The sequence below is a fragment of the Plastoroseomonas arctica genome (genome assembly GCF_018128965.1).
In the GTDB taxonomy this organism is placed as follows: domain Bacteria; phylum Pseudomonadota; class Alphaproteobacteria; order Acetobacterales; family Acetobacteraceae; genus Plastoroseomonas; species Plastoroseomonas arctica.
The window spans coordinates 1-11,285 of the sequence record NZ_JAAEDH010000042.1; the positions used below are offsets into that span (position 1 = coordinate 1).

Annotated in this window: 13 protein-coding genes; 8 read left to right on the forward strand and 5 right to left on the reverse strand. The window is 72.2% G+C overall.

The genetic code is table 11. The annotated features are described in order from the left end of the window. The coding region (locus GXW79_RS21005) for a lytic transglycosylase domain-containing protein (RefSeq protein WP_211876415.1) at positions 1-1,100 on the forward strand (1,100 nt) is incomplete at its 5' end. Positions 1,101-1,104: 4 nt separating this feature from the next. Here GXW79_RS21005 and GXW79_RS21010 read toward each other — a convergent pair. After that, positions 1,105-1,557, reverse strand: coding sequence for a GNAT family N-acetyltransferase (locus tag GXW79_RS21010; RefSeq protein WP_211876416.1), 453 nt, complete (start codon positions 1,555-1,557; stop codon positions 1,105-1,107). Between the two features lie 90 nt (positions 1,558-1,647). Between GXW79_RS21010 and moaB the strand changes: the two genes are divergently transcribed. Continuing rightward, the gene (gene moaB / locus GXW79_RS21015; protein WP_211876417.1) at positions 1,648-2,187 is read left to right on the forward strand and encodes a molybdenum cofactor biosynthesis protein B; all 540 of its coding nucleotides are present in this window, start codon (positions 1,648-1,650) and stop codon (positions 2,185-2,187) included. Positions 2,188-2,194: 7 nt separating this feature from the next. Here the strand turns inward: moaB and GXW79_RS21020 are convergent, their stop codons facing one another. Then, positions 2,195-2,905 carry a TIGR04283 family arsenosugar biosynthesis glycosyltransferase gene (locus GXW79_RS21020; RefSeq protein WP_211876418.1) on the reverse strand — a complete coding sequence of 237 codons (711 nt, stop codon included), beginning with the start codon at positions 2,903-2,905 and terminating at the stop codon, positions 2,195-2,197. A gap of 64 nt (positions 2,906-2,969) precedes the next feature. Here GXW79_RS21020 and GXW79_RS21025 point away from each other — a divergent pair, with 64 nt between their 5' ends. The 3 genes from GXW79_RS21025 (at position 2,970) to GXW79_RS21035 (ending at position 5,970) form a co-directional block, all read left to right on the forward strand. Further along, positions 2,970-4,139 (forward strand): PA0069 family radical SAM protein, encoded by a 1,170-nt coding sequence (locus tag GXW79_RS21025; RefSeq protein ID WP_211876419.1) that lies wholly within the window; start codon positions 2,970-2,972, stop codon positions 4,137-4,139. 73 nt (positions 4,140-4,212) lie between these two features. Beyond that, on the forward strand, positions 4,213-4,830 hold the full coding sequence (locus GXW79_RS21030; RefSeq protein WP_211876420.1) for a ribonuclease HII: 618 nt from the start codon (positions 4,213-4,215) through the stop codon (positions 4,828-4,830). A gap of 48 nt (positions 4,831-4,878) precedes the next feature. Then, positions 4,879-5,970, forward strand: a complete 1,092-nt coding sequence (locus GXW79_RS21035) for a site-specific DNA-methyltransferase (RefSeq protein ID WP_211876421.1) — start codon at positions 4,879-4,881, stop codon at positions 5,968-5,970. Here the strand turns inward: GXW79_RS21035 and GXW79_RS21040 are convergent. Genes GXW79_RS21040 through GXW79_RS21050 form a run of 3 tightly spaced genes read right to left on the reverse strand, consistent with a single transcriptional unit; the run spans position 5,948 to position 8,768 of the window. Beyond that, positions 5,948-7,153, reverse strand: coding sequence for a glycosyltransferase family 87 protein (locus GXW79_RS21040; RefSeq protein ID WP_211876422.1), 1,206 nt, complete (start codon positions 7,151-7,153; stop codon positions 5,948-5,950). The genes GXW79_RS21035 and GXW79_RS21040 overlap by 23 nt on opposite strands. A 22-nt stretch (positions 7,154-7,175) precedes the next feature. Then, positions 7,176-7,697 (reverse strand): biotin transporter BioY, encoded by a 522-nt coding sequence (locus GXW79_RS21045; protein WP_211876423.1) that lies wholly within the window; start codon positions 7,695-7,697, stop codon positions 7,176-7,178. A gap of 24 nt (positions 7,698-7,721) precedes the next feature. After that, a complete protein-coding gene (locus tag GXW79_RS21050; protein ID WP_211876424.1) occupies positions 7,722-8,768 on the reverse strand; it encodes an A/G-specific adenine glycosylase in 1,047 nt (348 codons plus the stop codon). On the opposite strand from GXW79_RS21050, the gene GXW79_RS21055 reads away from it, so the two are divergent. The 3 genes from GXW79_RS21055 to GXW79_RS21065 form a co-directional block, all read left to right on the forward strand. After that, complete coding sequence (locus GXW79_RS21055) at positions 8,767-9,222, forward strand: DUF721 domain-containing protein (protein WP_211876425.1); 456 nt, start codon at positions 8,767-8,769, stop codon at positions 9,220-9,222. The genes GXW79_RS21050 and GXW79_RS21055 overlap by 2 nt on opposite strands. 21 nt (positions 9,223-9,243) lie before the next feature. Beyond that, entirely contained in the window at positions 9,244-9,939 is a 696-nt protein-coding gene (locus tag GXW79_RS21060) for a DsbA family protein (RefSeq protein WP_211876426.1), read from the forward strand. Between the two features lie 2 nt (positions 9,940-9,941). Next, on the forward strand, positions 9,942-11,285 hold a 1,344-nt coding region (locus tag GXW79_RS21065; RefSeq protein ID WP_246504201.1), incomplete at its 3' end, for an AAA family ATPase.

Genomic DNA, 11,285 nt, shown 5'->3' on the forward strand with positions numbered 1-11,285 from the left:
AGCCGACCGGGCGCGCCGCCTACGCCGCCGGCCTCGCCGCCTGGGCGCTCGGCCGCATCGACGCCGCCCTGCCCTATTTCGAAGCCGCCGCCCGCGCCGAGGAAGCCTCGCCCGCGCAGAAGGGCGCGGCCGCCTACTGGACGGCGCGCGCCGCAGTGCGCACCCGCCGCCCCGACCAGTACGTGCCGTGGATGCTGCAGGCCGCCAATGTGCCGGGCAGCTTCTACGGCCAGGTGGCGCGCCGTGCGCTGGGTCTCGACGCCGGCTTCAACGATGGCCGCGGCACCGCCGCGCGCGAGGATGCCAGCCTGATCGCGGCCGTCGCCGGCGGGTGGCGCGCGCTCGCCCTGCTCCAGGTCGGCCAGCGCGAACGGGCGGAGGCGGAGCTGCGCCGGCTGTGGCCGCGGGCCGAGCAGAACCCGAACTTCCTCCGCGCGCTGCACGCCGTCGCCGGCCATGCCGGCATGACGCACCTGACCGCCCAGCTCGCCGCCCGGCTGCCGGGTGCGGAGGCGCGGGCCGGCAGCCTCGCCGCCCGCGTGCCGATGCCGCGCCTAGCCCCCGAGGGCGGCTTCCGCGTCGACCCGGCGCTGCTCTATGCGATCACCCGGCAGGAATCGAACTTCCAGCCCGACGCCGTCTCCACCGCCGGCGCGCGCGGCCTGATGCAGTTGATGCCGGACACCGCGACCTTCGTCGCCAACGACCCGACGCTGGCCGGCGATGCGATCGACCGGTTGCATGAGCCGGGCCTCTCGCTCGAGCTCGGCCAGCGCTACCTGCTCATCCTCACGCGCCAGGCGGGCATGGAGGGCGACCTGATCCGCATCCTCGCCGCCTACAATGCGGGCCCCGGGAACGTCATGCGCTGGCAGCCGCCGACCGGGCATCGCGACGACCCATTCCTCTACATCGAGAGCATCCCGTTCGACGAGACGCGCGACTACGTGCAGCGCGTGCTGGTCTTCTCCTGGGCCTATGCGGCGCGGCTCAGCTTCCCCACGCCGAGCCTCGATGCGCTGGCCGCCGGCACCTTCCCGCGCTTCGCCTCCACCCAGGACATCCTGGCCATGCTCCGCCGCAACGAAGCGCGGCGCTGAGCGCCTACAGGTAGGCGCGATACAGGATGAAGCCGGCCGTCTGCGCCATGCGGTCATAGAGCTGGCGCGCGGCGTAGTTGTCCTCATGGGTCCACCACTGGACGCGCGCCGCGCCGGCCTCCCGAGCCTGGGTGTATGCGGCCTCGATCAGCGCACGCCCGATGCCCCGCCCGCGCGCGGCCTCGGCGGTGAACAGGTCCTGCAGGGTGCAGACCGGGCCGATCAGCGTCGTGTTGCGATGGAAGATCAGGTGCGCAAGGCCGAGCAGCACACCATGCTCCTCGGCCACGATGGCCTGCATCGGCTCGGCCGGGTCGAGCAGGCGCGACCAGGTCGTCTGGGTGACGCTCTCCTCCAGCGCGGCGCCGCCCCAACGGCCGTAGAAGGCGTTATAGCCGTCCCATAAGGGGCGCCAGGCCCAGAAATCCTCCTCCGTGACATGGCGGATGCGCAGCATCGACGGAACTTTCCCAGGCGCGTATTCCCGGCGACCATGGCACCCGCCGCGGGGCCGCACCAAGTGAACCCTGCGCTTCGGAGGTCCGCCATGCCGCTCGACGAAACTCGCCGCTTCCTGCCCGTCGCCATCGCCGTGCTGACGGTGAGCGACACACGCGACCTCGCCTCCGACCGCTCCGGCGACACGCTCGTCGCGCGCATCGAGGCGGCCGGGCATCGCGTCGCCGACCGCGGCATCGTCGCCGACGATGCGAGCCTGATCGAGGAGGTGCTGCGCGCCTGGATCGCCGAACCGGCGATCGACTGCGTCATCACCACCGGCGGCACCGGCATCACCGGGCGCGACGTGACGCCCGAGGCCTTCGCCCGCGTGCTGGAAAAGGAGATCACCGGCTTCGGCGAGCTGTTCCGCATGCTCAGCTACGCCAAGATCGGCACCTCGACCATCCAGTCGCGCGCGATCGGCGGTGTCTCGGGCGGCACCTACCTCTTCGCGCTGCCTGGCAGCCCCGGCGCCTGCAGGGATGCCTGGGACGACATCCTTGTTCACCAGCTCGACAGCCGCTTCAGGCCCTGCAACTTGGTGGAGTTGATGCCTCGGCTGCAGGAACATCTGAAGGGGAATTGAGGCCGCTTCACCACCACGCATAGATGCGCCGGATCCGCTCCGGCGATGCGCCCGCGAACCACAGCCCCAGGCACATCACGTTGCGCGCCGAGGTGCGCAACCACCCGCCCCGCCGGAAACGCTCGGCCGAGGTCACCGCCGCTACGGGAAGCGCCGTCAGGCGGCGCTTGCCGATACGCAGGATCAGGTCGACATCCTCCATCAGCGGCATCGGGCGCACCCCGCCCACCTGATCGAGCAGTGTGCATGCGATGAGCAGCCCCTGATCCCCATAAGGCAGCCCGAACCAGCGGCAACGCAGCGCGACCGCCCATTGCAGGCGGCGCGCGGGCCGTGAGGCATCGTCGAGCGTGAAGCGGAAATAGGCGGCGCGGCCAGGGTCTCGCATGGCATCCGCGACGGCCTGAATCCAGCCCGGCTGCAGCTGCGTGTCGGCATGCAGGATCAGGAGCCACGCGCCGCGCGCAGCCGCGATGCCGGCAGCGATCTGCCCGCCACGCCCGCGCGGCGCGAGGATGATGCGCGCACCATGGGCCAGGGCGATCGCTTGCGTCGCGTCGGCGCTGCCCGCATCGGCGATGACGATCTCGCCCACCCGCCCGGCCAGAATATCGAGCGTTGCGCCAAGCACCCGGGCCGCTTCGAGGGTGGGGATGACGACGCTCAGGCAAGACAGGTCGGGGCTTGCCGCAGCGGCCTGCACGGCCTCGTGTTCCATGAATGTTCTTGACCGAACGGCGCCAATTTGGCTAGGTTGAGCGTGAACGAACGGGGAACTCACCATGCCCGACGGCGGCAACTTCGCACGCAACCCGCGGCCTGCCGAGCGGAAATTCGCCGGCCATCCGGACCCGACGGCACCGCTGCCGCCGACCGCGCGGGACGGGCGCGGCGCGACCGCGAACCCGCAGAACCGCTTCGAGACCACGACCCGCCACGCCTTCGACGATGGCTGGTCCACCTTGGCGGAGACCTTCGCCGAATTGCCGCCGCTGCCCACCACGCTGACGCCGGAGCGCTCGCGCTCGGCCATGGCCTGGAACGACAGCCCCGATATCGGCTTCGACCGCTCGCTCAACCCCTACAAGGGTTGCGAGCACGGCTGCGTCTATTGCTTCGCGCGGCCGTCGCACGCCTATCTGGGCCTCTCGCCCGGCCTCGATTTCGAGACGCGGCTTTTCTACAAGCCCGACATGCCGGCATTGCTGGAAAAGGAGCTCTCCCGGCCCGGCTACGTGCCGCGCCCGGTGGCCCTCGGCGCCAACACCGACCCCTACCAGCCGGTGGAGCGCACCGTCGCGCTGACCCGGCGGGTGCTGGAGGTGCTGGAGCGGTTCAGCCATCCGGTTACCATCGTGACCAAGTCGGCGGGCGTGCTGCGTGACGTGGACATCCTCGGCCGCATGGCGCGGCTGAACCTGGTGCAGGTCTGCCTGTCGGTCACCACCCTCGACCCCAGGCTCGCGCGCATCATGGAACCGCGCGCCGCTTCGCCCGCGCGGCGCCTCGCGGCACTGCGCGCGCTGACCGATGCCGGCATCCCGGCCGGCGTGCTCGCGGCGCCGATGATCCCGGGGCTGAACGATGCCGAGATGGAGCGCATCCTGGAGGCCTCGCAGCAGCACGGCGCCATCCACGCGGGCTACGTCGCACTGCGCCTGCCGCTCGAGATCGCGCCGATGTTCGAAAGCTGGCTGAACCACCATATGCCCGACCGGGCGCGGAAGATCCTCGCGCTGGTGCGCGACATGCGCGCCGGCGCGCTCTACGACAGCCGCTTCGGCGTCCGCCAGACCGGGACCGGGGCCTATGCCGAGCTGATGGCCCGCCGCTTCGCGCTGGCGATGAAGCGCCTGGGCTTGGACCGCGCCGGGCGGGGGGCCAAGGGCGGCGAGATCCGGCTCGACTGCTCGCACTTCAAGGTGCCGGGCGCCCAGCTGGCGCTGTTCTGAAGCCGCTGACGGGGATTATGTCCGAATCGCGCAGAATCGTTAGGATGGTGGCAAATCCTGTGGACCTTACCCATTGCCCCCTGATTTCAGTGTCGAGGCCAGCCATGCCGGACGCGTTGCCGGCGTCGACGAGGCCGGGCGAGGCCCACTCGCCGGGCCGGTGCTCGCCGCGGCGGTCATCTTCCTCTCGCCGCCGGTCCCGGCGCTTGCCGCGCTGCTCGACGACAGCAAGCGCCTGACGGCCGAACAGCGCGACATCGCCTATGCGGCGCTGCTCACCGCCGATGTCTGCTTCGCCATCGCGGCCGCGAGTGCGGTGGAGATCGGCCGGCTCAACATCCTGGGCGCGACCCATCTCGCGATGCGGCGCGCGGTGCTGCGGCTACGGGTGATGCCGGGGCTCGCGCTGATCGATGGCAACCGGGCGCCTGCGCTGCCCTGCGAGACGCGCTGCATCATCGGCGGCGACGGGCTGTGCCTCTCCATCGCAGCCGCCTCGATCCTCGCCAAGGTGACGCGGGACCGCGCGATGCGCAGGCTCTGCGCCCGCTGGCCCGCCTATGGCTTCTCCCGGCATGTCGGCTACGCCACCGCCATGCACCGGGCCGCACTCGCCCAGCACGGCCCCTGCCCGCATCACCGCCGTGGCTTCGCCGCCGTCGAGGAAGCGCACAGCGTCCGCGCCGCTTGACCCCCGGAGTCGCGCCTGCGATTCTTGGGCGCGAGGGGATTTTTCTACGTGGGCACTGGGCTGGACCTGCCGCTCGACCAGATCCTGGTCGGCGACTGCATCGAGGCGTTGCGGTCGCTCCCGCCGGCCTCGGTGCACGCCATCTTCGCCGACCCGCCGTACAACCTCCAGCTCCGCGGCGATCTTCGGCGTCCCGATGACAGCCTGGTCGATGCGGTCGACGACGACTGGGACAAGTATGACAGCTTCGCCGCCTACGACGCCTTCTCCCGCGCCTGGCTGACCGAGGCGCGCCGCGTGCTGCGGCGCGACGGCACCCTGTGGCTGATCGGCGCCTACCACAACATCTTCCGGCTCGGCGTCGCGTTGCAGGACCTCGATTTCTGGATCCTCAACGACGTCATCTGGCGCAAGGCCAACCCGATGCCGAATTTCCGCGGCCGCCGCTTCACCAACGCCCATGAGACGCTGATCTGGGCCGCGCGCGGCCAGGAGAGCAAGTACCGCTTCAACTACGCCGCCATGAAGTCGCTCAACGACGACCAGCAGATGCGCAGCGACTGGTTCATCCCGCTCTGCACCGGCGCCGAACGCCTGCGCGACGCCGCCGGTGTGAAGCTGCACCCGACCCAGAAGCCCGAGGCGCTGCTGCACCGCGTGATCCTGGCCTCCACCGCGCCGGGCGAGATCATCCTCGACCCGTTCCTCGGCTCGGGGACCACGGCCGCGGTGGCCAAGCGGCTGGGCCGCCACTTCATCGGGATCGAGCGCGATCCTGGCTATGCTGCGGCCGCCGCGGCGCGCATCGCAGCGATTGCGCCGATCGCATCGGCGGCGGCGCTGTCGCTGCCCTCGAAGCGGGAGCAGCCGCGGGTGCCGTTCGGGGTGCTGGTGGAACGCGGGCTGATCCCGGCGGGGTCGCGCCTCCAGGACCGCGCGCGGCGCTACTCCGCGACCGTGGGCGCCGATGGCACGCTGCGCTGCGGCGCCTTTGCCGGGTCCATCCACAAGGTCGGCGCCGCGCTGATGGAAGCACCCTCGTGCAATGGCTGGGCGTTCTGGTACGCGGAGACGCCGGGCGGCGGGCTGCGCCTGATCGACGAGTTCCGCGCCGAGATCAACCAGGGGCTGGTGGCGTGATCGCCTCGGGCCGCAGTATGCGCCGGCGCAGCATCGCCACCGCGAGCACGGCCAGCAGCGGCCCGAACGAGACGCCGAACGCCCAGCCCGAGGCATAGGACAGCCCCGGCCCGAGCAGCAGCAGCAGCACGCCGCCCCGTTCGCCGGGCAATACGCCATCGGCCGACGCGGACTGCGCCAGCGCGATCATGGGTAGCGTCAGCAGCATCAGGTCGTAGAATTGGAGGAACGGCGTCATCAGCAGGCCACCCGCGGCCATGGCGGCGACCTCGGGCATGCCTCCGGGCCGTCGGCGCAGCGCCGGCCACAGCGCCACCACCACCGCAACCGCCGCGCCGGCCTGCGCGGCATAGGCCAGCGTGGTCCCGGCGCCGAGCTGGCGGGCCACGGCGAAGACGCTCTGCATCTTGAAGATCTGCAGCTCCACCTCCATCCCCGACTGCGCCGCGGGCCTGCCCGCGAGGAAGGCGCTCCAGCTCTCGCTGCCCAGCACCAGCGCGGCGGCACCGGCGAAGGCCAGCGTCGCCAGGCTGGCCCAGGCGAGCACCCCCCAGCGCCGCGCCGCGATCAGGGCCGGCACCACCATCAGGCCCAGCTGCGGCTTCATCGTCAGAAGGCCGAAGCAGGCGCCCGCGACGCCGGGCCGCCCCGCCAGCGTCAGGCCGGCGAGCACGAACAGCCCAGTGGTCAGGAAGGCATTCTGCCCCGTGGTGATGGTGAGGATGCCGGCAGGCGAAATCACCAGCACCGCGATGCCGATCCAACCGAGCCCGGCCCGCCGCAGCACTCCGGCGAGCAGCGCCACCGTCGCCGCAACCCAGGCGAGATAGGCGCCGAACAGCGGCAGCGCGCCCAGCGGCAGGCAGGTGAGCAGGTAGGTCGGCGGGTAGTAGAAGGCGAAGTAGCCGCGCTGCGCCCCGAGATAGGCGATCTCGGCGGCCTGGTGCGCGGCGCGGTTCCACACGCTGGCCGCAAGTCCGTCCCAGGCGAGCCGGGATGCCGCGTAGAAGCTCAGGAAATCGCGGTCGCCGCGCTGGACGGCGTCGCCCTCGACCAGGTGCTCGACGAACAGGCCCAGAAAGATCAGCGCCAGGATCAGGTAGGTGGCGCCGTAGAGCCGCCCGCGCGGCGGCGCCAGCAACCCGCGCGGCTCCGCTGTTGCCGCGAGTGGCCCGGCATCCATGCGACGGACCGCCCGCTCTGCGTCAGCCCTGGCGGCGGATGCCGCGCAGCGCCACCAGCGCGAGGCCGGTCTTGACCAGCGTGCCGGGGATGAACAGCACGAAGCCCGCCATGGCGGCACGCTCCAGACCCACGAACTGCGCGAGCCAGGCGACGCCGGGGACGAACAGGACCAGGTGGGCTGCGACAAGGACTGCGCCACTCCGCCACCAGCCACCGCGCGCCTGCCCGGCGATCCAGGCCGCCGGCAGGAAGCCCAGCAGGTAGCCCGCCGTGGGACCGGCCAGCACCGCGGCGCCGCCCAAGCCATTGGCAAAGAACGGCGCCCCGAGCGCGCCCTGCGCCAAGTACAGCACGACGCTCGCGACACTGACCCGTGCGCCGCCGAGCGCGCCCAGCAGCAGCACCGCCAGCGTCTGCAGGGTCATCGGCACCGGCCAGAGCGGCACCGCCACCTGCGCCGAGGCCGCGATCACCCAGGACCCCAGCAGCGCCAGCGCCCAGAAGCGCAGAGCCAGCCGCGGGGAAGCGATCGCAGGGGTCATCGGGATGTTTCCTGTCGGGACATGTCACACCTTCCCTGCCACAGGCAGCGCCGCTGCATCAAGCGCGAGCAGCCGGCGCATGGCCGTGGGCAGGGCAAGGCCCTCGCCGGGATGCGCCTCGAAGCCCTCGATCCGCGGCAGGGACGGGCAGCGCGCCACCAGCAGCCGCATGCGCAGCTCGAAATGGGTGAAGCCGTGCCGCGCCTCGCCCGGCAGAACCTGCCAGCCGGCGCGGATGGGCGCGAAGGGCATGGCCTCCTCGATCGCCCAGCCGGCCTCGCGCCAGGCGGTGCCGGGCACTTCCAGCATGCCGCCGAGCAGGCCCTCTGGCGGGCGGCGGCGGAGCAGCATGCGGCCCTCCGCGTCGCGGAGCAGGAAATGCACCCCATGCCGCACCGGGCGGACCTTCTTCGCGGCCTTGGCCGGCAGCGTCTCCGCGATGCCCAGCGCGCGTGCGGCGCATTCGCCTGACCAGGGGCAGAGCGCGCAGGCCGGCCGCCGCGGCGTGCAGATCGTCGCACCCAGGTCGAACATGGCCTGGGCGAAATCCCCCGGCCGCGCCCGCGCCTCGGGCTGCGCCATGAACCCGGCAGCCAGGCGCGCGAGCCGGACCTTGGCGGCGTGCAGCGGCATTTGCTCGGCGAAGATGCGTGCGGTCACCCGCTCCACATTGCCGTCCACCGGCATGACGGGCTCGTCGAAGGCAATGGCCGCGACCGCCGCCGCCGTATAGGCGCCGATCCCCGGCAGCGCCGCCAACCCCGCCGAGTCGCCGGGAAAGCTGCCCCGCTCCACCACGGCCTGCGCCGCCGCATGCAGGTTTCGCGCCCGGGCGTAGTAGCCCAGCCCCGCCCATTCCTCGGCCAGCGCCTCCCACGGGGCGGCGGCCAGCGCCGCGACATCGGGAAAACGTTCGAGGAACCGGGTGTAGCGGGGCGTGACCGCCGCGACCGTCGTCTGTTGCAGCATGACCTCGGAGAGCCAGACGCGGTAAGGATCACGCGTGCCGCGCCAGGGCAGCGTGCGGCGGTGCCGGTCATACCAGGCGAGCAGGAGCGAGGCGGAGGCCATGGCGGAGGAGAATGACCGATTTTTCGGCGGTCCGCGCCCCCTGGCAGCGCTGCTGCCGCGGATCACCCGGCCCGCCTTCAAGCGCCGCAGCCCCGCCGGCGCCCAGCTGATGGCGGACTGGCCGAGCCTGGTCGGTCCCGCGCTGGCGGCCGTGACGGTGCCGAAGAAGTTCAGCGCCGGCACGCTGACCATCGCCTGCTCGGGGCCGGTCGCCATGGAACTCACCCATATCGCCGGCGAGATCATCGCGCGGATCAACCAGCAGGTCGGCGGCGCGCCGGTGCAGCGACTCCGCTTCGTGCAGGAAGCGCCACCCGTTCCGGCCGCCCTCCGCCTTCGCGGCGCCGGCATCATCCCGCCCCGGGTCGAGGCGGCCATCACCGGGGTGGCATCGGGCGATCTGCGGGCGGCGCTGGAAAAGCTTGGCCGCAGCGTCTATCGGAAGCCACGCTGAGACGTTCGAAGGATTCCCTCGATGCCCGTGCCGCGCCGTACCCTCGTCATCGCCGGTGGAGTTGCCGTAGCCGGCTGCCTCGCCGGCTGGCAACTCTGGCCACACCAGACCACCGCCCAGTCCAGCCGTGCCACAACGCCGCCGGGTCTGCCGGCCGCTGCCCCCAATCCCACCGCGCCGCCTGCGCCTGGCGCGACCGACCCCCGACTCGGCGAGCGCGGAGCGGGCAGCCCGGCCGCGCCCATGGTGGTGACGGAGTTCTTCTCGCTCACCTGTTCGCACTGCGCGGCCTTCCACAACGAGACCTGGCCGCAGGTGAAGGCGCAGCTGGTCGAGCCCGGGCGCGTGCGCATGGTCTGGCGCGACTTCCCGCTGGACCAGCTCGGCCTCGCCGCCGCCGCCGTCGGCCGCGCGCTGCCGCACGACCGCTACGAGGGCTATATCGGCGCCCTGTTCGCGACGCAGAACCGCTGGGCCTTCGCACGCGGCATCGACAACAAGGAGGAGGTGTTCCGCATCGCCGCCCTGGCAGGCATGGCACGCGATGCCTTCGACGAGGCCTGGGGCAGCGAGACGCTGCAACGCGGCATCCTGGAACTCCGCCTGCGGGGTGAGCGCGAATTCAACGTGCAGGCGACGCCCACCTTCGTGTTCGGCACCCGCTCGGTCTCCGGCGCGATCGCCTATGATCGCTTCGCCCAAGAGGCCGCGCGCTGACCATGACAACCCCCGATGACGGCGGCACGCACGGCATCGAGGACCCCACCGGCGACGACCCCGCTGCGCCGATGTCGCCGGCTGCGCAGCCGCCGCAGGCCGAGTCGCCTGATCGCGCCGGCCGGGCGGCGACGCTCAGCCGCATCCGCATCGCCGGCTTCAAGAGCTTTTCCGAGGCCACGAATGTCGAGGTGCTCCCCGGCCTGACCGGCATCGTCGGCCCCAATGGCTGCGGCAAGTCGAACGTCGTCGAGGCGCTGCGCTGGGCCATGGGCGAAAGCTCCGCGCGCTCGCTGCGCGGTGGCGAGATGGACGACATCATCTTCGCCGGCACCTCCGCCCGCCCGGGCCGCAACATGGCCGAGGTGACGCTGACGCTCGAGGATGCGGCGGGCCTCGCGCCGCCGCCCAATGAGAGCGTCGCCGAGCTGGAGATCACCCGGCGCATCGCGCGCGGCGAGGGCTCCGCCTTCAAGGTGAACGGGCGCGAGCTGCGGGCGCGCGACGTGCAGACCCTGTTCGCCGATATTGGATCGGGCGCCCGCTCCTCGGCCATGGTCAGCCAGGGCCGGGTCTCCGCGCTGATTCAGGCACGCCCCGAGGATCGTCGCCAGGTGCTGGAGGAAGCCGCCGGCATCTCCGGCCTGCGCGCCAGGCGCCATGAGGCCGAGCTCAAGCTGCGCCAGGCGGAGCAGAACCTCGCCCGCGCCGAAGACCTGCTCGGGGCTTTGGATACCCAGCGGCAATCGCTCCAGCGCCAGGCGCGGCAGGCTAATCGTTATCGGAATATCTCGGGCCTGGTACGCGCGGCGGAGGGCGAATGGCTGGCCCTGCTCGCCGCCCGCGCCCAGGCCGCGCTCGGCGCCGCGCAGGCCCAGCATGACGCGGCGCGCCGCGCGGTCACCGAGGCAGAAGCGGCATCCCACGCCACGACCATCGCCCTTCACACGGCCGAACAGGCGCTTCCAGGACCGCGCCTGGCGGAGGCCGAGGCGCGCACCGCGCTCGAGCGCCATCGTGTCGAGCAGGAAGGCTTCGGCCGCGAGGAAGCGCGCGCCCGCGCCGCCCTGGAGGCCGCCGAAGCCCGCCTTGCGCAGATCACCGACGACCTCGCCCTCGCCGAACGCGCCGCACGCGACGCGGCGGAGGCGCTGGCCCGCCTGGATGCCGAGGCCGCCCTGGTGGCGGCGTCGGAGACCGCCCTGCCCGGCCAGCTCGCCGCCACGCAGGAGGCGCTGATCCTCGCCGAGGATGCGGCGCGCACCGCCGAGCAGGCCGCGGAGGCTGCCACCGAGGAAGCGGCGCACGCGGCGGCCCGCAGCGAGCAGGCGCGCGCCGCGTTGGTC